This is a genomic window from Pseudomonas sp. Z4-20 (assembly GCF_051131955.1).
GTDB lineage: Bacteria > Pseudomonadota > Gammaproteobacteria > Pseudomonadales > Pseudomonadaceae > Aquipseudomonas > Aquipseudomonas marvdashtae.
On sequence record NZ_CP071641.1, the window covers coordinates 3,327,359 to 3,349,677 of the forward strand.

The window sequence follows — 22,319 nt, forward strand, 5'->3', positions numbered from 1 at the left end:
AACCCTGCGATTATCCAGATACACCTTGCTGAATGGTTTTGGGTCTGCTGCGCAGCCCAGCGGGAGCAAGCTCCCTCGCCACAGGTTTATCGTTTGCTCTAAAAGCGGCGTTTGCTTGTGGGAGTGAAGATCAAGGTACTTTCGTCATCCCGCCAACTGCAACTGCCAACTGCCATCGCGAGCAGGCTCCCACAGAAGAAACTCGATCCCAACCAAACCAGGTCGGCCCTAAGGCCGCCTCGCGGCGGACGTTGATCTCGGCGCCCCGTTAACCACGCTGGCTGAACGAAGGTATTGTGGAGGGGGCACCTCGGCATGGATGCCGAGGTAGCCGCGCTGGGCCATGGATGGCCCTTCGCGGCGGGCCCCCGGAGCAATGCCTTCGTTCAGGCATGCCGAGCCTAGGCGAGGCACCAAGTGGTGGGGCAAAGGCGCTTTGGTTACTTTCGCGCCTTTCGAAAGTGACTCGCTGTAAAAGCGAAACCGTCAGCAGCCACAACAAAAAAAACGGATATACACACAAATCCATCAGCCAAAAAACAGCCTAAAGCCTCAAAGAACCCAACAACCCCGCCAAAAACCGCTCCCCCGCCTGCATCTGACTCACCTCGATAAACTCATCAGGCTTATGCGCCTGCTCGATCGAACCAGGCCCACAGACCACCACAGGCACATCCAACCGCTGCTTGAACAACCCACCCTCAGTCCCAAAGGACACCTTCGCCGTCCCCGTACCCGGCGCAGCGAAGCCGCTTAGAAAACGCACCGCCTCAACACTCGGATGCGTATCGAGCCCCGGATAGACATTCAACGTCTGGATCTCGATGTCCGCCACGCTCGAAAGCTTCTTCGCCTCGCGAACGATCACCTCGGCCTGCTCGCGCAGGTGCTCCAGAAACTGATCCAGATCATCGGCCGGCAGATTGCGCACTTCGAAATCCAGCGTGCACAGGTTCGGCACGATGTTCAGTGCCTTGCCGCCGACGATCTGCCCAACATGCACGGTGCTGTAGGGCACGTCGTAAGCCGCATCCTGGGCGCCTTGCTCCTGTAATTGCTGCTGGCTGCGGCGCAACGCCGCGATGAAATCGCACGCCACGTGGATGGCATTGACCGAGCGTGGTGCCAGGGATGAATGGGCCTCCAGGCCACGGCAGTAGGTGCGGTAGGAGCCCTTGCCCTTGTGGCCCAGCACGAACTGCATGTTGGTCGGCTCGCCGATCACGCAGAGGAACGGCCGCACCGGCGCCAAGTGCAGCACGTCGAGCAGGCGTCGGACGCCCACGCAGCCGATTTCTTCATCGTGGGAAAGCGCCAGTTGCAGCGGCCGGGTCAACGAATGGTCGGCGGCGTCGAGCATGGCGTCGATAGCCAGGGCGATGAAGCCCTTCATGTCACAGCTGCCACGCCCATACACCCGGCCATCACGCAGCGTCGCCTGGAACGCCGGGACGGTCCAGGCCTGCCCCGCCGCCGGGACGACGTCGGTGTGTCCGGACAACAGGATACCGGGTAGTTCCCGTGGACCGGTGCTGGCGAACAGGTTGGCCTTCTTGCCGCTTTCGTCCTTGACGATCAGCGACTCGATGCCCTTGCCCAGCAGCACATCGCGCACGTATTCGATCAGCGCCATGTTCGACTCCGAAGAGACCGTTTCGAACGCCAGCAGACGTTCGAAGATGGCTTGCACACGGGGCTTCATGAGGCCTTGCTCCGTTGTTCGACGGATGGGGCGAACCGGCGGATGGAGAACGGTTCGATTGACGTGCGGGTGCTGCCGGTGCTGATCAGTTCGGCCATGACGTCACCGACGCCCGGACCGAGTTGGAAGCCATGGCCGCTGAAGCCGAAGGCGTAGTACAAGCCGTCGACGTTGCCGCTGGCGCCCATGATCGGCAGGTTGTCGGGCAGGTAGCCTTCGATGCCGCTCCACACGCGGATGATGTTGAGGTTGCCGACGCCCGGCAGCAGGCGCCGCATCTGCTCCAGTTGGTTGAGAATACTGCGTGGCTCGACGTAGGCGCGGCGGTTGAGCATGTCCGGCACGCGGCGATAGCCGCCGCCGATGATGATGTTGCCCCGTGGAATCTGGCGAAAATAGATCACTTCTTCAGGGATCTTGGTGAACACCCCGATCACCGTCGGCAAGGCGTAAGGCACCGGTTCGGTGACGGCCATTTGCGGGCCGTTCGGCGCCAGCGGCACCGGCTCGCCGAATTGCTCCGAGAGTTTTTGCCCCCAGGCGCCCGCCGTGATCAACAGCTGCGCGGCGCTGAACCGGCGGCCATCGGTGGTGGTGACGCTGAATTCACCGTTGGCCTTTTGCACTTCGGCGACCTCCGTGCGTTCCTCGATCCGCGCCCCCAGTCGTCGGGCCGCCCGGGCGAACGCCGGTGCCGCCAGGCGTGGGTTGGCGTGACCGTCGTGGGGCGCGTAGGAACCGCCCTTGACGTCTTTGCCGAGGAACGGGAAACGCGTATGCAGTTCGCTGCCTTGATAGATCTGCAAATCCAGCTGCCGGGCTTCGGGCGCGCCGGCGTAGGCTTGCAGCTCAGCGATTTCATCCTCGCGATAACACACGCGCAGATGCCCGCTGGGGATGAACTCCAAGTCGTCGTCGATCAACTCCGGCAATCGTTGCCACAGCGCAAAGGAACGGTTCGCCAATTCAAGCTGGCCAAGAAATCGCCCTTGGCGCCGCACGTTGCCGAAGTTCACACCGCTGGCGTACTGACCGATCTGGTCGCGCTCCAGCAAGATCACCGACTGGCCCCGTTGGCGCAGGAAAAATGCCGACGCCGAGCCCATCACCCCACCGCCGACAATAATCACATCGGCCTTATCAACGGTCATGGCGTCACCTCCCGGGTCGACATCGAAAGCGGTTTGACCGGTGCCTGACCACGCTGACGCCCGACCTCTTGCACCGGCACCCCGGCGGCGGCGGCGATCACTTCGGCCCCGGCCTGGGAGCAATAGCGCCCCTGGCAGCGGCCCATGCCGACGCGGCTGAACGCCTTGGCCCGGTTGACTTCACAAGCGCCCTTTTCGCTGACGGTGCGGCGTAGCTCGCCGGCGGTGATCATTTCGCACCGGCAGACGATGGCTTCGTCCGGCAACGCCTTGGCCTGTGTCGCCGGCCAGGGGAACGCCTGGGCCAGGCCGAGGCGAAATGCTTCCATCACACCCAAGGCACGCCGTGCCTCGGCCATCCGTGCCGCGTCCACCGGTTGTTGCAGGTCGCTGAGCAAGGCCATGGCGACCAGGCGCCCGGCGTGCTCGGCGGCGTCCGCGCCACGGATCCGCGAGCCATCCCCCGCCGCATAGACGCCGCTGACCGTGGTCCGGCCCTCATCATCGGTTTCCAGCAGCCATTGCCCAGACGCCTCGTCGAAGCGCAGTCGACAGCCGGCCAGATCGGCCAGTTGGGTTTCCGGGCGCAGGTGATAACCGAGCGCCACCGCGTCGCAATCCACCGTCAGCGTCTCGCCGTTCGCGGTGCGCACGCGAACGCCACTCACGCCTGTGGCCGGCTCACCGAGCACCTGCAACGGCGAAACCCCGAGATGCACCGCGATCTTCGCCCGATACAACTGCGCCAGCAGTTTCATGCCGGTAAACAGCAATCCCGGACGCGCCATGAGTTTGGGCAAGGCCTGGATGCGCTTGCCCAGCGGCGAAGTGTCCAGCACCGCCGCAACCTGGGCCCCGGCTTTCACATACTGGCTCGCCACCAGGTACAGCAACGGCCCGCTGCCCATGAACACCACCCGGTGACCGATGGACACCGCCTGGGCCTTCAAGGCGATCTGAGCGCCGCCGAGGCTGTAGGTGCCGCCCAATTGCCAACCTTCGATGGGCATCAAGCGGTCGGTGGCGCCGGTGCAGAGGATCAGCGCGTCGTACTCCAGCGTTGAATGCTGGCCTTGGCTGACGCAGCACAATTGCCCCGGTGTCAAGTTCCAGACCAGCGTGTCGGGTCGGTAATCGATCTGTGGGCGCAGGCGATCGAAGCTCTCGTGCAGGTCGCGGGCCTTGTCGGCTTCGGTGCCGTAGAGCGTTGCGTAGTCGCGGGTGAACCCTTCAGGCTGGCGACGGTAGATCTGCCCGCCGTCACGCCGGCTCTCGTCGACCAGGACCGGTTTGAAACCCGCCGCGACCAAGGTCTGGGCACAACGAATGCCGGCCGGCCCGGCGCCGACAATGACTATCCGCGCAGTGGCCATACTGCCTCCGGTTGTTGAGTGATGATATCCAGCCCTTCGCGGACTTCTTGGGAGCAGGCGCGCAAGCGTTCGCCGCTGCGGGTCCAGACCCAGCAATCCTGGCACGCGCCCATCAGGCAAAAACCGGCACGGCTGCCCGGATCGAACTCAGACTGGCGCAGCGCCGGGCCTTGGGTCAGTAAGGCAACCATTAGCGTGTCGCCCTGCAACGCTTCGATGGGCACGCCATCCACCTGCAAGTTGACGACGGGGCGGCCCTGCTCGGCCAACCTCACAAAACGCGCGTTCATGCGTAGGCTCCCGCGATCATGCTGTTTGAATCCTGTTGGCTTTTTAGCAGTTCGCTGCTGTCGTGATGACAGAGCACCTCGCTACCGCCGTCGATCACCCGTCGGGGTGGCGCGGTGTGGTTGCACAGGCCATCGACCCGCACCGGGCAGCGGTTGAGAAAGGTGCACAGTTCTGGTTCGTTAGCCTTTGGCCCCAACGGTGGAAGCGTGCCGCAGGTGGTGGCGCCGCAGGTTTCCAGCCAGCCCTGGCGCAGCTCCGGGACCGAATGAATGAGCAAATCGGTGTAAGGATGAAACGGCGCCTGAGCGAACGATTGTCGGGTACCCGCCTGGACCTTGTGGCCGCTGTACATCACCACAATGTCGTCGCACAAGGCGCGGACGGTGGAGATGTCGTGGCTGATGAACAGGTACGAAACGCCCAGTTGCTGGCGCAGGTCGCGCAACAATTCGAGGATCGCCGCGCCGACCACGGTGTCGAGCGCCGAGGTCACTTCATCGCAGAGGATCAGGTCCGGTTTGGCCGCCAGCGCCCGGGCCAGGTTGACCCGCTGCTTCTGCCCTCCGGACAGCTCGCTCGGGCGGCGCTCGGCCAAGTCCCGTGGCAGGCGAACGAGGTCGAGCAACTCGCCGATGCGCTCGCGCAGGGCCGCGCCCTTGAGGCCAAAATACATCTTCAGCGGCCGGCTTAAGATGGCGCTGATGCTGTGCATCGGATTGAGCGCGGTGTCGGCGTTCTGGAACACCATCTGGATGCGTCGGAACTGGTCAGCGGTGCGTTCGGACAGACTGCCGCCCAGCGGCGCTCCATCAAAAGTCAGCCCGCCTAGGGCCGGAGGCAGCAGCCCCGCCACCACCCGGGCCAGGGTCGATTTGCCCGAGCCGGATTCGCCGATCACCCCAATGGCCTGGCCTCGACGCACGGTCAGGTCAATGCCTTCGAGGACGCGGATCGCCGGCATGCCCTGCGCGTTCTTGTTGCCGTAGCCGGCGGTCAGGCCTTGGATGGTCAGCAGCGGCGCATCCTCGGCCACGCCGCAGGGCGGCCGGATCGTCGTGTCCGGCCGCGCCGCCGCCAGCAGGCTGCGGGTGTAGGCATGGACCGGGCCCTTGAGCAGCGGCGTGGTGGCGCTCTGTTCGAAGATCTGTCCGCCGTTGAGCACCACGATCTGATCGGCCATCTGCGCCACGACCGCCAGGTCATGGGAAACGTAGACCGCCGTCGCGCCACGCTCGCGCACCACGCGCTTGAAGGCGCGCAACACGTCGATCTGAGTCGTGACGTCGAGGGCCGTGGTCGGTTCGTCGAGCACCACCAGCAGCGGATCGCTGATCAGCGCCATGGCCGCCATCACCCGCTGCAGTTGCCCGCCGGAGACTTGGTGGGGGTAGCGCTGGCCGATGCGCTCGGGGTCGGGCAGCGCCAGGTCGCGGAACAGTTCGATGGCCTTGGCTTCGAGCACCGCCCGGCTGCCCAGGCCGTGGATCAAGGCGCCCTCCACCACTTGATCAATGAGTTTTTTCGCCGGATTGAACGCCGCCGCGGCGCTTTGGGCAATATAGGAGACGCGATTGCCGCGCAGCCGTTGCAGCTCGCCTTCGCTCAGCGCCAGCATGTCATGCTCGCCGATCCGCACCACGCCGCCGGCCAGCCGACAGCCACGCCGGGCATAGCCAAGCAGCGCCAGGGCGATGGTGGTCTTGCCGGAGCCGGACTCGCCAATCAACGCCAGCACCTCGCCTTTCTCCAGGGAGAAGCTGACGCCCTTGACGATCTCCACTTCACTGCGTTCGCCGCAGGCGACCACTCGCAGGTTTTCGACTCGAATCAATTCGCTCATCTCAATGACCTCCCGAACGTCGATTGCGCCGCGAGGACAGGCGGTCGATAAACAGGTTGACGCCAATCGTCAGGGTGCCGATGGCCAAGGCCGGAATCACGATCGCCGGCGCGCCCTGGTTGAGGCCGCCGATATTTTCCCGCACCAGCGAACCCAGGTCGGCGTCCGGCGGTTGCACGCCGAGGCCGAGAAAACTCATGCCGCTGAGCAACAGCACGATGAATCCGAAGCGCAGGCCCAGGTCAGCCAGCACCGGGTTGAGCATGTTCGGCAGGATCTCCACGCAGGCGATGTATAGCCGACGCTCGCCACGGGTGCGGGCCACTTGCACGTACTCGAGGGCCTCGATGTTCACCGCCATGCTGCGAGCGATGCGGAACGCGCCCGGGGTGAAACTCAGCACCGCCGTGCAAATCAACAGCGTCACCGAGGAGCCAAAGGCCGAGACCATGATCAGCGCGAGCATCTTGCTCGGAATCGAAATGAAGGCGTCCATCAGGCGGCTGATCAGTTCGTCCAACCACTTCGGCGACACCACCGAGAGCAGCGCGCAACTGGTGCCCAAACCGCTCGCCAACACTGCCGCCACCAAAGCCAGGCCGACGGTAAACCGCGCGCCCACCAGGATCCGGCTGAGCATGTCACGGCCCAAATAATCGGTGCCCAGCGGGTAAGCAGCGCTGAGGCCGTCGAAGACGTTGTCGGAGACCACTTCGCCCACGGGATGTGGCGCCAGCCAGGGGCCGAAGACCGCCGCCAGCAACCAGATCACACACATCGCGGCACCGAGCAGGCCGAGCCAGGAGGTGCCATGGGAAACCTTGCCATAACCCAGTTCAGGCGCGGCAGGCGGGGCTTTCACAATGAGATTGTTCATTGGTTTCTCAGCCTCGGATTGGACAGGATCGCGCACAGGTCGGCAATCAGCACCAGCATCAAGTACGCCGTGCAGAACAGCATGGTGCAGGCCTGGACCAAGGCCATGTCGCGGTTCGTCACCGCGTCGACCATGAGGCTGGCGATGCCGGGATAATTGAAAATCGTCTCGACGATCACCACCCCGCCCAGCAGGTAGGAGAGGCTCAAGGCGATGGCATTGGCGATGGGACCGATGGCGTTAGGCAAGGCGTGGCGCAAGACCACCCGCATCGGGCTGACGCCTTTGAGGCGGGCCATTTCCACATAGGGACTGTCGAGCTGGTCGATCACCGCCGCCCGGGTCATGCGGGCCATTTGCGCGACGATCACGCAACACAGCGTCATGACCGGCAAGGCGTAGGTGCGCATGAATTGCAGCGGCGACGTGACCTCGCTTGAATAGGACAACGCCGACAACCAGCCGAGGTTGACGGCGAAGATCAGCACCGCCAGCGTGGCAACCAGAAACTCCGGCACCGCCACCATCGTCAGGGTGAAGAAGCTCAGCACGCTGTCGATGCGCCCGCCCCGGCCCATCGCCGAGCCGATGCCCAGGATCAGCGCCACCGGCACCGACACCAGCGCCGTGGCAGCGGCGAGCATCAGGGTGTTGGGCACGCGTCCGGCCATCAGCTCGCTGACCGGCACGGCGTTGGAAATCGACACGCCCATGTCACCGCTGAGCAGGCTGGTCAGCCAGTGCAGGTAACGCAACACCCCCGGCTGATCGAGGCCCATTTTCACCCGCAGGGCCGCCACTTGCTCAGGCGTGGCGAACTGTCCGAGGGACTGTTGCGCCGCGTCTCCCGGCAATACCGCCGTGATGGCGAACACCACCATCGAGACGATCAGCAGGGTTACGATCGCGGCGCCGAGGCGCCGGCCGATCAACCACAATGTGTTGCTATTCATCATCCGATCCTCTTGCCAGGTCGCGGAGCCAGATAACGCTCATCAAGCATCCAGCCAGACTTGCTCGGAGAACATGTAGCCCATGAACCCGCCCAACGGGTTGGTGCCATAACCCTTGATGCGCTGGTCGACGCCGTCGATGTTGCTGATGAACACGGGGATGCCGATGCCACTGTGGTCATGCACCAGCGTCTGCATGTCGGCGTACATCTTGCCGCGCTTGGCCTCGTCGGTTTCGCCCCTCGCCTGCACCAGCAACTGATCGAACTGCGGGTTTTTCCAGCCGGACTCGTTCCACGGCGCCGAGGACTGGAAAAACTGCGAGAACAGCATGTCGGCATTCGGCCGCGGGTTGATGTTGCCGAAGCTCAGCGGGTGCTTGGCCCAGTGGTTGGACCAGTAGCCGTCGCTCGGCAGCCGGTTGACGTTGAGCTTGAGCCCGGCTTCCTTGGCCGATTGCTGCAGCAGCACGGCGACGTCCACCGAACCGGTGGCGGCCGGCGAGCACATGACCGGCATGCTGATGCTTTCCATGCCGGCTTTTTTCAGCAGGAAGCGCGCCTTCTCGGGGTCGTAGGTGCGTTGTGGCAGGTCGGCATTGAAGAAGCGCGCGCCGGGGGCGATCGGGTGATCATTGCCGACCCTGGCGAAGCCCCGGAAGATCGCCGACTTGACCTGCTCGCGATCGAGCAGCAACTTCATCGCCTCGGTGAATTCCGGGCTCTGGCCTGGCATCTGGTCCTGGCGAATGATCAGGTCGGTGTAGTTGCCCGACGGTGAATCGACGACCCGGTGGCCGGCGCTGTCCTTGATGCGTGCGGTCGAACGTGGGTTGACTTCGTTGATGATCTGCACGTCGCCGGACAGCAGCGCGTTGACCCGTGACGGCTCATCCGCGATACCAATGAATTCGATCTCGTCCAGGTAGGGCAAGCCGGGTTTCCAGTAGTTGGCATTGCGCGCGCCGATGGAGCGCACACCGGGCTTGAATTCCTTGACCTTGAACGGACCGGTGCCGATGCCCTGGCTGAAATCACTGGTGCCCTCGGGCACGATCAACATATGGGAAACGGCGAGGATCGACGGCAGCTCGGCATTCGGACCGCTGAGGCGGATCTGTACTTCGTGGGTGCCGTTGGTCTTGACCTCTTCGAACTGCGACGCCAGTGGCAAGACCTTGGATCCGGTGATCGGATCCTTGTGCCGCATCAGCGAAAACACTACGTCCGCTGCCGTCAGCCCTTTACCGTTGTGGAACGTGACTTCCTTGCGCAGGGTGATCACCCAGAGCGTGGCGTCGGTGGTGTCGATGCGTTCAGCCAGTTCCAGTTGCGGCACCATGTGGCTGTCGAAACGGGTCAGGCCGTTGTAGAACATGTAATGGCGCACATAATCGGTGGACGACGAGCCTTTGGCCGGGTCCAGGGTGTCGGCGGTGGAACTGGTGATGCCGGCTACGCGGATACGTCCGCCGGGCTTGCCATTGCCGAGGCTCGCGGCGTCATCGGCCAACAGCTTGCCGGCCGCGCCAAACAAGCTGCCGGCACCTGCTGCGGCGACCCCGGCCAACCCCAGCATCTGCAATGCGTGGCGACGTGACATGCCGCGGTTGAGCCCTTCGAAAACACGCAGACTTTCTGTGCCGGTAATCAACTGGCCGTCGGTGCTGTTCTTATTGTCAGTCATGTCAGTTCTACCTTCCGCAAGTGATAGGGCTCGGTTGCGCACGGTCGACGCAACGGAATGTTGAAACGGCTGTTGAAACGTAAAGCGCTGCCTTGAAATCAGTGCAGGTAGTCCTGCAGGCGGTAATACGCGCCTACCAGCGGCAGGAACCAGGGCTTGCCGAAGTGCCCGGGAATCGCCGGCCAGTCGAGTTCTCGCCAAGGGTTTGCCTCGACTTTCCCGGCCATGACATCCGCCATGACCTGGCCCATGTGCACCGACATCTGCACGCCGTGGCCGCTGTAGCCCATGGAGTGATAGACCCCGCCGTGCTGGCCGGCCCTGGGCAGGCGGTCAGACGTCATGTCCACCAGCCCGCCCCAGCAATAGTCGATCTTCACGTCGGCCAGTTGCGGGAACATCTGCACCATCGCCGCCTGCAGCACCTTGCCGCTCTTGGCATCGGAAACACTGTCGGACATGGCAAACCGCGCACGACCGCCAAACAGCAGACGGCTGTCGGGGGTCAGGCGAAAGTAATTGCCGATCATGCGGCTGGTAACGTAGGAGCGGCGTGCCGGCAGCAAGCTGTCGATCAGCGACTGGGACAATACCTCGGTGGCGACCACGAAACTGCCCACCGGTACGATGCGCCGTCGGTACCAACCGAGCCCGCCTTGCTGGCAGGCGCCAGTGGCCAGCAGCACCTGGGACGCGTGCAGCACGCCTTTGCTGGTATTGACCTGATAGCCGCTGCCGCTGGCTTTCCAATCCTTCACTTCCACGCCCTGGAAGATCAACGCGCCGTGCCGCGCCGCCGCCTCGGCCAGGCCGACACCAAAGCGCCCAACGTGCATCTGCACACCGTTGCGCTGCAGCAGGCCACCGTGGAACTGGGCCGAATTGACCTCGACGCGAACCTCCTGCGCGGACAACAACTGCACCTCGGCGTCCACCTCCTTGCGGATCAATTCACAGGTGCGCGCCAACCCTTCGTAGTGCATCGGCTTGGCGGCCAATTTGAGCTTGCCGTTGCGCGTCAGGTCGCAGGCAATTCCCTCCTGCTCCACCAGCGAGACCACGCTGTGCACGGCGCTTTCGTAGGCCTGGTAATACGCCCGGGCTTTCTCGGCGCCGAGGCTGGCGGTGAGCGAGGCGTAATCCTGGGCGACACCGGTGTTGCACTGCCCGCCGTTTCGCCCCGACGCCTCGCCGATCACCCTTCCAGCTTCCAGCACAGCCACGCTGGCGCCCTTCAAGGCCAGGGCACGGGCCGCGGCCAGGCCGGTGAAACCGCCGCCAACGATGGCGACATCGACCTGCCCGGGCAACCCGCCGAGCTGGGCACCGGTGAAGGCCGGTGCGGTATCGAGCCAATAGGACTCACTGCCCATGTCTAACCCCTTACCTTGAAGAGTGCGCTCAACTCAGAGCCCGACCAGACCGGGCAACCCGCCGATGTCCGGAATCTGGTGGTAGCCATAGACCGCATTGCCAGGTTGCTCGTGACCACGGGCGACGAAGGCCTTGTTCTTGATCTTCATGTCGTGGGCCGGCATCAGGTCGTAGCGAAAGCTCGACGACACATGCAAGACGTCCTCCGGCCCGCAGCCGAGGTTATCAAGCATGAATTCGAACGCCGCCAGACGCGGCTTGTAGGCCTGGGCCTGCTGGGCCGTGAAGACTTTGTGAAAAGGCGCGCCGAGCTTGTCGACGTTGGACATGATCTGGTCGTCCATCGCGTTGGAAAAAATCACCAGGGGGATCTTGTCGGCGATTTTCGACAGGCCCGCCGGCACATCGGCGTGGGGGCCCCAGGTTGGTACGGCGTCGTAATAGAGCTGGCCTTCGCTCCGGTATTCGACGCCCCAACGCTTGCAGACCCGCATGAGGGAGGTCTTGATGATTTCATCATACGGCCGCCAGTCACCCATCACCTGGTCAAGGCGATAAGCGGCGAAATCCTTGACGAACTGGTCCATCTGCCCGGCGTCGACGCGGTCGGCGAACAGCTCGCGCGTCATGCTGCCCATCTGGAAATTGGTCAACGTGCCGTAGCAGTCGAAGGTGATGTACTTGGGTCGAAGAAAGCTCATGTGTGCGGTCCTGGTTTGTTGTTGAAGGCATGACGAGGCAAACATTGACGCCGTTCGTGAAGCATCGGTGCAACGCTGCATCACGTTTTCATTACAACACCATGAGACCGTGGAAAAACCGTTAAAAAGAGTGGCCGCTTGGTACAAACCACCGTTTTGCAGGGCCCGCTCAGCAGACTTTGCGGGATGCTCCAGACACGGGCGTTGCACCCGTGTTCCTGTGGGTTCGAGGGCATTTATGGTGCGTAAAATGTCTCATCAGGGCAGCTTTTACGGCAGATTCTGCGCCACCGCGCGAGGGCCCGTGCACGCGCGACCTCCGTCGGGGGACAGCCTTCTCAGCGCCCGCAGAACCTCACCCGGGACAACATCCGCAAATCCCCTTCGCGGTAGTAGTCGTCGCTCCAGCTGTCGTCCGGGGCCAGGGGCTTGACCTGCTTGAGGGCGAGTTTCTTGGCGAAATAGCGGAACCGGTAATGCTCGTAGAAACGCAGCAGCTCCAGACCGTAGCGGTCGGCCAGGTCGGTGTCGCCTTGGATGATGAGGTAGTTCTCGTCGTTGCTGCTGCTGGCGGCGGCGCTCAGGTTATGGCTACCGCTGATGATCGTCGGCGTGTCGCTGGTGAAATCGGTGACCACGGCCTTGGTGTGGACCAGCAGGTTGCCCTTCTGGCCTTTCATGTTTTCCCTGAGCCAACCTTCCAGGCCGGTATTGAGCAATGCGGTGGCGGCGAATTCAGCGGTGCGGTCGGCGTGGAAACCGGTGATTCGGCTGGTGGTGTTCTGCAGGCCGTAACGCAGGACGTCGTCGTTGGGCTGGCCGAGCAAGGCATCGAGGATCCGCTCGGGCAAGGCAAACGCGGTGACGAACAGCAGGTCCTTTCGAGCGGCATCGATGACTTCGACGAAGCGATCGAGGTCGCCCTGCCCGCTGCGAGGCGAGAACCCGGCGAACAGCTTCTCGTCCCTCGCCATGGGATTGTTGCGGGTCAGCCACTCGCGGGTGGCCCCGACGTCGTCGGGCGCGGCCCAGATTTGCTCGAACACCTCAAGATAGGTGGCGCTGATCCGTGGCTCGTCCAGCACATGGACGACGTTGGCCTGACGATAGACGCCGTTGGCGGTGAAATTGGTGCTGCCGCACAGCACCGCTTCGGGGTGCGGCACGCCGGCCTCGTCGACCTTGCCGAGGACGATGAACTTGTTGTGGAAAATAGTGTGGGTGAGCCGCCCCCGCTTGTTCGCCGCCGGCAGCTTTTCCAGGCTGGCCTCGTTGCGCAGCGTAGTATCGTCATCCGGTTCGGCATGGTAGAGCACCCTCACCCGCACACCGCGCGCATGGGCGGCGTTCACCGCATCGACGATCACCGGCAGCTCGTATTCGTAGATGGCGACGTCCAGCGCCCAGTTCGCATCCAGGGCGCGGTCGACGAAACCGATCAGCCGCCCCAGCAAGCCGTTTTCCAGCCAGCGACGCGGCGCGTCGGGCCAGTCGTCGATGGACAGGTTGCGGTTGGCACTGATCAGCGCATCCAGTTCGGGAAACTTGCGTTGGAACGCCTGGCTGGCGGCCACCGCCCGGTTGAAGATGACCTGCTGGTTGGCCGGCTGGCCGTCATCGCTGGTGACGGTCACTGCCAGGGATTCGCCCAGTTGCGGCGCCTCGGGAGTGCCATAGGCCAAGTGGACACGGTAGTGGATCGTCATGCCGGGATTCACGGCGTAGTCGGCCCAGCGAAATTTCTGTAGCGGCGCCTTGTCGCTGGGCGTGGCGTGGAACTGGGGAAAGGTGTGGGCCTTGTCGGGGAAGGTCAGGCTGTTGAAGAGGAACAGCCAGGGCTTGTCGCCCTGCTGCTTCTCGATGGCAAAGCCCAGCAGGCCCTTGCGCCGGGATTCGGCCAGGTCCATGGCGAGCAACACGCCGTTGGTGCCGGCGTAGGCCTTGACCCGGAAATCGTCCTGGGGATTGGTGACGAGTATGCGCATGGTTCACTCCTGGAAGGGTTGCCTGAGCATAGAGCAGTCATGCGCGAACCCATCAGCTCTCATCAAGATGGCGATACTCAGCCCCCAACTGGCCCGCCAACTGCTTCGCCCGGCCCAGGCGAATCGGCCCGCGCTCGATGTCGATCAACAGGCTGGGGCATTCGAGCAATGGCAGCGACGTGCCTGCTTTCACGCGACCGTCGGTCATCAGCAGCACCCGTTGTTGCTCCGCCGGGAAGCGCTTGCGCCGGGCCGCGAGCCAGCGCCCGGCCTCGTTCACCGCCGCCAGCAACGGCGTGCCGCCACCGGCGCCCAATGTGTCGAGCCAGTCACGCAGGCCAATGGCGGCCTTGAGACCTTGCACATGCCAGGCCGGAACGCCACCGCTGGCCGTCAGCAGCGCCAATCGGACGCGTTGTCGGTAGGCATCGTCGAACAGTTGCGCCAGCAGCCCCTTGCCGTCGCTCAAGGCCCGATGGCGACGGGTCGAAGCCGAGGCGTCGACGATCACCAGCCACAACTCATGGGCGGAACGCTGGCGCCATTTCAAGCGCAGGTCCGCAGGCAGGCGTGGACGGCCGTTGAGCAAGGTGCCCGGCCAGTCCACCACGCCGCCGGTTGCCGTTTTGCTTCGGCCCTGACGGCCCTGATCCAACCGTCCCGGACGGGGTCTGGCATTCGCCCCCGCCGGCGAATGGGGGCGAATGCCTAGGGCTTTTTTGGCCAGCTCGGCACATCACGCCGGGCGCCGGTGGGTAACGCCCGGGCCGGTAAGTCGCCCCATTGGCCCTGGCCTTCGCTGGGCCTGCTCGCCTCGTTCGGACTCGACTGCGGGGCCTGGGACGGCTCCGGTGCGGGCGCGGTGTGGCCGCGGCGGCGATGGCGCAGGGCAAATTCGGCGACGGCATCGATGTCCTCGTCGGCAATGGCATCCGCGCCACGCCAGGCCGCATGCGCGCGGGCGGCGCGCAACCAGACGAGATCGGCGCGCAAACCATCGACTCCAGCCGCAAAGCAACGCTCGGTAATCTGCGCCAGCGCCGCGTCGTCCAGCGGGATTTGCGCCAACCGCGCCCGCGCCTGCTGGCAACGTTTGCGCAGTTGCTGCTGGGCCGGCTCCCACTCGGTGCAAAACGACGCGGGGTCGCTGTCGAAATCCAGCCGCCGGCGAATGATCTGCCCGCGCTCGGAAGGTGCGGTTTGGCCGTCCAGTACCACGTTCAAGCCGAAGCGGTCGAGTAGTTGCGGACGCAATTCACCCTCTTCAGGATTCATGGTGCCGATCAATACAAAGCGCGCCGAATGCCGATGGGAAATGCCGTCGCGCTCGATCAGGTTGGTACCGCTGGCCGCGACATCGAGCAGCAAGTCCACCAAGTGATCGGGCAGCAGGTTCACTTCATCGACATACAGCACACCCCCGTCGGCCTTGGCCAACACGCCGGGGGAAAACTGCGCGCGCCCCTGCGCCAATGCCGCGTCCAAATCGAGGGTGCCCACGAGCCGCTCTTCAGTGGCACCCAGGGGCAAGGTGACGAACTGACCGCTGGCCAGCAGGTCTGCCAGACCCCGGGCCAGGGTGGACTTGGCCATCCCTCGCGGGCCTTCGATCAGCACACCGCCGATTTTCGGGTCGATGGCGGCCAGGCACAGCGCCAGCTTCAAGTCATCGGCGCCGACCACGGCGGAGAGCGGGAAATGGGGGGTGTCGGTCATGTTGAGTGTCTCATGGATATTCGATAAACCCTGTGGCCACAAAGGCCCGCGTCGATCATCAATAAGTCAGCCATCTTCTTCAATGTCCAACAACAGGTGCTCCAGCGCCTGGCGGTATTCGCCGGGATCCTGCCACATCCCCCGCTGCTGCGCCTCGAGCATGCGTTCGGTCATGTCTCGCAACGCGTCGGGGTTGTGCTGGCGGACGAAGTCGCGGGTGTCCGGGTCGAGCAGGTAAGCGTCGGCCAGCAAGGCGTATTGGTGGTCGTCGATCAGCTGCGTGGTGGCGTCGAAGGCGAACAGATTATCCACGGTCGCAGCCAGTTCAAACGCGCCTTTGTAGCCGTGGCGCTTGACCCCGGCGATCCATTTCGGATTGACCGCACGGGAGCGGATGACCCGGTTCAGTTCTTCCTTCAGGGTGCGCATCCTGGGCAGGTCAGGCTGGCTGTGATCGCCGTGGTAACTGGCTGTCGGCTGACCGCTCAGGGTTTCGACCGCCGCGAGCATGCCACCTTGGAACTGGTAGTAATCGTTGGAATCGAGCAGGTCGTGCTCGCGGTTGTCCTGGTTCTGCAACACCGCTTGCACCTGGCTCAGGCGCCGGGAGAATTGATCCCGCGCCGCCGTGCCTTCATCGCCTGAGCCATAAGCGTAGCCGCCCCAATTGAGGTACACCTGCGCCAAGTCTTCTCGGCTCTGCCAGAGACGACCGTCAATGGCGCCCTGCACACCCGCGCCATAGGCACCGGGCTTGGCGCCGAAGATCCGCCAGCCAGCCTGGCGCGCGGCGTCCTCCAACGACACGCCCGAATGCAGCAAGGTTTCGCGCTCGCCACGGACTTTCGCCGCCAACGGGTTCATGTCGTCAGGTTCATCAAGGGCCGCAACGGCTTGCACCGCCGCATCGAACAAGCGGATCAGGTTGGCGAAGGCATCCCGGAAGAACCCGGACACCCGCAGCGTGACATCGACCCGCGGCCGGTCCAGCAGGCTCAACGGCAAGATCTCGAAATCGTCGACCCGCTGGCTGCCCGTGGCCCACACCGGGCGCACGCCCATCAACGCCATGGCTTGGGCGATGTCGTCGCCGCCGGTGCGCATGGTGGCGGTGCCCCACACCGACAGGCCGAGTTGGCGCAAGTGGTCGCCGTGGTCTTGCAAATGCCGTTCGAGGATCAGGTTCGCCGACTGGAAGCCGATGCGCCACGCGGTGGTGGTGGGCAGGTTGCGCACATCGACGGAAAAGAAGTTGCGGCCGGTGGGCAGCACGTCCAGGCGCCCGCGACTCGGCGCGCCACTGGGGCCGGCCGGGACAAAGCGGCCGGCCAAGGCGTCGAGCAAGCCGCGCATTTCCGCTGGGCCGCAAGCGTCCAGGCGCGGCGCGACGACCGAGCGCAGGTGCTCGATGATGTCCGCGACAGCTTCCCAGCCCGGCGCGTCGAGCCACGCGAGTTCGCCTGCCAGGGCTTGTTCGATCAACCCGGCGGCGAACAGCTCCAGGCGCTCCCGAGTGTCGCCGACGGTGCGCCATGGCTCGTCGCTGACCTCGCGCAACACCTCGGGGCGGTCCGCTTCCCAGGGTTCGGCCAGGGCACAATCGAGTGGGTCGAAACCCAACCCGAACGCCTTCGCCAACGCCCGCAGCAAGCTCGATTGAGCGCCCTTGCCATCGCCTCGGGGGATGCGCAGCAACGCCAGCAAAGTGTCGATGCGCAGCCGCCCGGCGGGCGACTCGCCGAAGATGTGCAGCCCATCGCGGATCTGCGACTCCTTCAAATCGCAGAGGTAAGTGTCCAGGCGCGGCAGCCAGACCGCGGCGTCGACGTCGCTGTCGAGCGCGGCATCAAGTTGCAGTTCGCGGTCGATGTGGGTCTCGCGCACCAGGTTTAAGATGTCCCGTTGCAGCTCTCGGGCGCGGCGCGGGTCGAGCAGTTGCGCCTCGTAATATTCGTCGGCCAGCAGCTCCAGGTTACGCAGCGGCCCATAGGTTTCGGCCCGGGTCAGCGGCGGCATCAGGTGGTCGATAATCACTGCCTGGGTCCGACGCTTGGCTTGGGCACCCTCGCCCGGGTCGTTGACGATGAACGGGTAGATGTTCGGCAGCGGCCCGAGCAACGCATCCGGCCAGCAGTTCTCCGACAGCCCGACGCCCTTGCCCGGTAGCCATTCGAGGTTTCCGTGCTTGCCGACATGAATCACCGCGTGGGCGCCGTAGGTGTGGCGCAGCCAGAAATAAAACGCCAGGTAGCCGTGGGGCGGCACCAGGTCCGGGTCGTGGTACACCGCGCTCGGATCGACCTGATAACCGCGCGCCGGCTGGATACCGACAAACGTCAGGCCAAGGCGCACGCCGGCGATCATCAGTCGGCCGTCGCGGAACATCGGGTCCTGTTCGGGCACGCCCCAGCGCTCCAGCACCGCCAGGCGATTGGCCTCGGGCAGTGCGTCGAACAGGCTGTGATAAGCCACCAGCGCCAGGCTTTGATGGCAGGGCCGCAGGTCGAGGCTGTCCAGATCGTTACTGACGCCGCCGAGCAACCGCTGGATCAACGCAGTGCCGCTGTCCGGCAATTCGGCCGCCAGCGGATAACCTTCGGCCTGCATGGCGCGCAGGATATTCAGCGCCGCCGCTGGGGTGTCCAGGCCGACACCGTTGCCGATGCGCCCGTCCCGGGTCGGGTAGTTGGCGAGAATCAGCGCCACGCGCTTTTCTACGTTGGGCAGGCGCGCCAGGCGGGTCCAGCGCCGGGCCAGTTCGGCGACGAAGTCCATGCGCTCGGGCACCGCCCGGTAGCAGACCACGTCGCTCTGGCTGCGCTCGCTGCGCCAGGCCAGGTCCTTGAAGCTGATGGGACGGCTGATGATCCGGCCATCCAGCTCGGGCAAGGCAATGTGCATCGCCAGGTCGCGCGGCCCCAGGCCCTGCTCGCTGGCGCGCCAGCCGGGTTCATTGTCCTGGGCGCAGATCGCCTGGATCACCGGGATGTTGCGGCGAAACGGTCGCAGGTGCGGTGCTTCAGGGCTCGATTGAGCGAAGCCGGTGGTGTTGAGAATCACGTCCGCCTCTATCTCTTCCAGCCAATCTTCCACCCGTGCCAGGCAGCCGGGTTCCTTGAGGCTGGCCACGGCAATCGGTAGCGGATTCAGCCCTACCGCTTGCAGGCGCTGGCAGAACACGTCGATGAAGGCCGTGTTCGCCGCTTGCAGGTGAGAACGGTAGAACAGCACCGCCGCGACCGGTTGTTCGGCCTGCCAGTCGGTTTGCCAATCGTTCAGGGTCGCGTTGGTTTTTCCAGGATGGTAGATCGCCGTGCGCGGCAGCGGCTGCGGTTCGGCCCACGGGTAATCGCGACCAAACCATTGGCTGCCGAGGTGATGAAACAAGTTCAGGGCGTTCCCCAATCCACCCTGGCGCAAAAACTGCCAGAGTCGGTCGCGATCCTCGAAGGGCACATTGCTCAGTTCGCTGAGCTCCGGATCGGGGCGATCATCCCCCGGCACCAGGATCAGCTTCACGCCGCGCCCGGCGAGTTCCATCAGCCGCTCGATGCCGTAGCGCCAATAGCCGATGCCGCCATGCAGCGACAACAGGATGACCTTGGCATGACGCAGCACGTCGTCGATGTACAGATCCACGGAGGCGTGGTTCTGCACCTGCATCGGGTTGGCGAGGCGAAACTGCGGGTAGTCATCCGGCAACTGCCGCGCCGCTTCGGCCAGCAGCGCCAGGCTGGAGTCGCCGCTGCACAGGATCACCAGCTCGGCGGGGGTTTGCCCGAGGTCGGCGATGTTGTCATCCGACACAAATCCGCCGGGCTGGGTCCTGAGCAGGTGCATGGCTTAGGCGCTGAGGGCAGCGCGCAACTGCGCTTCGAGCAGGCCGGCATCCAGCGCCTGACCGATCAGTACCAGGCGCGTAACCCGCGCTTCATCGGCGCCCCACTGGCGGTCGAAGTGTTTGTCGAAACGGGTGCCGACGCCCTGGATCAACAGGCGCATCGGCTTGTTCGGGATTGCCGCAAAACCCTTGACCCGCAGTACGCCATGCTGGACCACCAGTTGCGTCAGCGCGTCCAGCAGCAGGCTTTCATCGGCCTGGGGCAACTCGATGGAAATCGAATCGAAGGCATCGTGATCGTGGTCGTCTTCATCGCCGTCATGGTGGTGATCGTGATGACTGTGACGCCCGTCGATGTGTTCTTCGGAGCCGGCGCCCAGGCCGATCAGCACGTCCAGCGGCAGGCGACCGCTGCTGGCTTCGATGACCTTGACCGCTGGCGGCAGTTCTTCGGCGACTTCCAGACGGACTCGGGCCAGGTCTTCGGGGCTGATCAGGTCGGCTTTATTGAGGATCACCAAGTCGGCGCTCGCCAGCTGATCGGCGAACAGCTCGTGCAGCGGTGATTCGTGGTCCAGGTTCGGGTCCAGCTTGCGCTGGGCATCGACCTGGTCGGGGAACGCGGCAAACGTGCCGGCGGCCACGGCTGGGCTGTCGACCACGGTGATCACCGCATCGACGGTGCAGGCGCTGCGGATTTCCGGCCACTGGAACGCCTGGACCAAGGGCTTGGGCAATGCCAGGCCGGAGGTTTCGATGAGGATGTGATCAAGGTCGCCGCGCCGGGCGACCAGCTCGCGCATCACCGGGAAGAATTCTTCCTGCACCGTGCAGCACAGGCAACCGTTGGCCAGTTCATAGACGCGGCCGTTGGCTTCTTCTTCGGTGCAACCGATGGAGCACTGCTTGAGGATTTCGCCGTCGATGCCCAGCTCGCCGAATTCGTTGACGATGACCGCAATGCGCCGGCCCTGGGCATTGTCGAGCATGTGCCGGAGCAAAGTGGTCTTACCCGAGCCGAGGAAACCGGTGACGATGGTGACGGGGAGTTTGGCCAGTGTTTTCATCGGATGCCCTTTGGCAAGGTGGCGGGCAAACGGGACGACAACCGCAGGCAGGCACGCGCGGAAGATTTCGCCACCGGATCACCCCGCCCGGTTGTAGTGAGAATCTGTTGTCGAGGCAGGTCTCCTGGCTTTCGGCGGGCCAGTCCGGGCTTGTCTTGCAAAGCCTTGCACTGGCGTTTCCTGCGCCTTCCCGTGCGCCTTTTTTACAAAGGACTTGCACAGTGGCCTGGCAGGAACGTCACCGTTCACAGTTGCGGGGGCAGCCGCGGCTTGGACCGCGTTCCCTTCTTAGCTTCGGCGCACGCCAAAGAACCTCGAAGGCGCAAGGCTACGCAGGGTGTGCAGGCGGGTCAATCTCTGGAAGGCAATCTCCCGGCGGCCGAGGCGCCGCGGCGAGATCAACGGGCCGCCACGCGCCAGAGCCGGGCGATGCGGGCCACGCCAAAAGGCGTCTTTCATTTTTTTGTTCTCCGGTTCCGATGCACGGCATGCTGCCCGATGACCCAGGGGCTGACGCTGGTCCAGCGCACAATATTCCTGAAGCATTATCAGCCAATTTCACAAAGCGGTTGGATCCACGCGGCGGTTCTGGTATTTGATTGGACCTTTCCCATCGATAAAAAGGATCTTGTCCATGAGCTACCGCACGCTGGGTCATTCCGGGTTGCAAGTCTCAACGCTGACCCTGGGCACCATGATGTTCGGCGAACAGACCAGCACCGAGGATTCACTGCGGATCATCGGCAAGGCCTGGGACCAGGGCATCAACTTCATCGACACGGCCGACGTCTACACCAACGGCCGGTCCGAGGAAATCGTCGGCGAGGCGATCGCCAATCATCGCCATGAATGGGTGCTCGCCACCAAGGTCGGTTTCGGCCCGCCGGACGGCATGCCCAACCGCAGCGGCCTGAGCCGCAAGCATCTGTTCAATGGCATCGAGGCCAGCCTGACGCGCCTGGGCACCGATTACCTGGACATTTATTACCTGCACCGCGAAGACCACAACACGCCGTTGCAGGTCACGGTGTCGGCCATTGGCGATCTGATTCGCCAGGGCAAGATCCGTTACTGGGGCCTGTCGAACTACCGCGCCTGGCGCATTGCCGAGGTGATTCGCATCGCCGACGACCTAGGCGTCGACCGGCCGGTGATCAGCCAGCCGTTGTACAACATCGTCAATCGCCAGGCGGAAACCGAACAAATCGCCGCTGCGCAGAACTACGGCCTCGGCGTGGTGCCCTACAGCCCCCTCGCCCGTGGCGTGCTCAGCGGCAAATATGCGCCGGACGTGGCGCCGGACGCCAACAGCCGCGCCGGCCGCCAGGACAAGCGCATCCTGGAGACCGAATGGCGGGTCGAGTCCTTGCGCATTGCCCAGCAGATCCAGCAATACACCCAGGAGCGCGGCGTGGGTATCGTCGAGTTCGCCATCGCCTGGGTGCTGAACAACCGCGCCGTCACGTCGGCCATCGTCGGGCCGCGCACCGAGGAGCAGTGGGACGCGTATACCAAGGCACAGGCGGTGCAGATCACGGCGGACGACGAAGCCTTCATCGATTCGCTGGTGACGCCGGGGCATGCTTCGACACCGGGCTTCAATGACATGAGCCATTTCGTGCCGGGGCGCGTGCCGCGTACGTCGTAACTTACACAGAGATCACCGTGGCGAGGGAGCTTGCTCCCGCTCGGCTGCGCAGCAGTCGCTCTTTTGGGGCCGCTACGCGGCCCAGCGGGAGCAAGCTCCCTCGCCACGGGTAAA

Annotated in this window: 17 protein-coding genes and 1 riboswitch; of the genes, 1 reads left to right on the plus strand and 16 read right to left on the minus strand. The window is 64.2% G+C overall.

The window, feature by feature from the left end; all coding sequences use genetic code 11:
• Positions 1 to 544: 544 nt before the first annotated feature.
• From argE to J3P82_RS15075, 16 genes are all read right to left on the minus strand, one after another.
• Positions 545 to 1,702, minus strand: coding sequence for an acetylornithine deacetylase (gene argE / locus J3P82_RS15000; RefSeq protein WP_434557540.1), 1,158 nt, complete (start codon positions 1,700 to 1,702; stop codon positions 545 to 547).
• Positions 1,699 to 2,853 carry an NAD(P)/FAD-dependent oxidoreductase gene (locus tag J3P82_RS15005; RefSeq protein WP_434557541.1) on the minus strand — a complete coding sequence of 385 codons (1,155 nt, stop codon included), beginning with the start codon at positions 2,851 to 2,853 and terminating at the stop codon, positions 1,699 to 1,701. The genes argE and J3P82_RS15005 overlap by 4 nt, the downstream gene beginning before the upstream one ends.
• Positions 2,850 to 4,226, minus strand: coding sequence for an FAD-dependent oxidoreductase (locus J3P82_RS15010; protein WP_434557542.1), 1,377 nt, complete (start codon positions 4,224 to 4,226; stop codon positions 2,850 to 2,852). Before J3P82_RS15010 ends, J3P82_RS15005 begins: the two co-directional genes overlap by 4 nt.
• A complete protein-coding gene (locus J3P82_RS15015) occupies positions 4,208 to 4,516 on the minus strand; it encodes a (2Fe-2S)-binding protein (protein WP_434557543.1) in 309 nt (102 codons plus the stop codon). Before J3P82_RS15015 ends, J3P82_RS15010 begins: the two co-directional genes overlap by 19 nt.
• Positions 4,513 to 6,357 (minus strand): ABC transporter ATP-binding protein, encoded by a 1,845-nt coding sequence (locus J3P82_RS15020; RefSeq protein ID WP_434557544.1) that lies wholly within the window; start codon positions 6,355 to 6,357, stop codon positions 4,513 to 4,515. The genes J3P82_RS15015 and J3P82_RS15020 overlap by 4 nt, the downstream gene beginning before the upstream one ends.
• A gap of 1 nt (position 6,358) precedes the next feature.
• Positions 6,359 to 7,234, minus strand: coding sequence for an ABC transporter permease (locus tag J3P82_RS15025; protein WP_434557545.1), 876 nt, complete (start codon positions 7,232 to 7,234; stop codon positions 6,359 to 6,361).
• Complete coding sequence (locus J3P82_RS15030; RefSeq protein WP_186615531.1) at positions 7,231 to 8,187, minus strand: ABC transporter permease; 957 nt, start codon at positions 8,185 to 8,187, stop codon at positions 7,231 to 7,233. The genes J3P82_RS15025 and J3P82_RS15030 overlap by 4 nt, the downstream gene beginning before the upstream one ends.
• Before the next feature lie 42 nt (positions 8,188 to 8,229).
• On the minus strand, positions 8,230 to 9,873 hold the full coding sequence (locus tag J3P82_RS15035; RefSeq protein WP_434557546.1) for an ABC transporter substrate-binding protein: 1,644 nt from the start codon (positions 9,871 to 9,873) through the stop codon (positions 8,230 to 8,232).
• Positions 9,874 to 9,971: 98 nt separating this feature from the next.
• Positions 9,972 to 11,246 (minus strand): NAD(P)/FAD-dependent oxidoreductase, encoded by a 1,275-nt coding sequence (locus J3P82_RS15040; protein WP_434557547.1) that lies wholly within the window; start codon positions 11,244 to 11,246, stop codon positions 9,972 to 9,974.
• A 33-nt stretch (positions 11,247 to 11,279) separates the two neighbouring features.
• Entirely contained in the window at positions 11,280 to 11,948 is a 669-nt protein-coding gene (locus J3P82_RS15045; protein ID WP_434557548.1) for a haloacid dehalogenase type II, read from the minus strand.
• A 338-nt stretch (positions 11,949 to 12,286) separates the two neighbouring features.
• A complete protein-coding gene (locus J3P82_RS15050; protein WP_434557549.1) occupies positions 12,287 to 13,933 on the minus strand; it encodes a phospholipase D-like domain-containing protein in 1,647 nt (548 codons plus the stop codon).
• 52 nt (positions 13,934 to 13,985) lie between these two features.
• The gene (locus tag J3P82_RS15055; RefSeq protein WP_434563845.1) at positions 13,986 to 14,540 is read right to left on the minus strand and encodes a vWA domain-containing protein; all 555 of its coding nucleotides are present in this window, start codon (positions 14,538 to 14,540) and stop codon (positions 13,986 to 13,988) included.
• Between the two features lie 101 nt (positions 14,541 to 14,641).
• Positions 14,642 to 15,649 carry an ATP-binding protein gene (locus tag J3P82_RS15060; RefSeq protein ID WP_434557550.1) on the minus strand — a complete coding sequence of 336 codons (1,008 nt, stop codon included), beginning with the start codon at positions 15,647 to 15,649 and terminating at the stop codon, positions 14,642 to 14,644.
• A 66-nt stretch (positions 15,650 to 15,715) separates the two neighbouring features.
• On the minus strand, positions 15,716 to 19,489 hold the full coding sequence (gene cobN / locus J3P82_RS15065) for a cobaltochelatase subunit CobN (protein WP_434557551.1): 3,774 nt from the start codon (positions 19,487 to 19,489) through the stop codon (positions 15,716 to 15,718).
• A 3-nt stretch (positions 19,490 to 19,492) separates the two neighbouring features.
• Entirely contained in the window at positions 19,493 to 20,557 is a 1,065-nt protein-coding gene (gene cobW, locus J3P82_RS15070) for a cobalamin biosynthesis protein CobW (RefSeq protein WP_434557552.1), read from the minus strand.
• Positions 20,558 to 20,654: 97 nt separating this feature from the next.
• A riboswitch (cobalamin riboswitch) is annotated at positions 20,655 to 20,889 on the minus strand.
• Entirely contained in the window at positions 20,846 to 21,016 is a 171-nt protein-coding gene (locus J3P82_RS15075; RefSeq protein WP_434557553.1) for a hypothetical protein, read from the minus strand. (Overlaps the previous riboswitch by 44 nt.)
• A 175-nt stretch (positions 21,017 to 21,191) precedes the next feature.
• Between J3P82_RS15075 and J3P82_RS15080 the strand changes: the two genes are divergently transcribed.
• Complete coding sequence (locus J3P82_RS15080; RefSeq protein ID WP_434557554.1) at positions 21,192 to 22,205, plus strand: aldo/keto reductase; 1,014 nt, start codon at positions 21,192 to 21,194, stop codon at positions 22,203 to 22,205.
• Positions 22,206 to 22,319 lie beyond the last annotated feature (114 nt).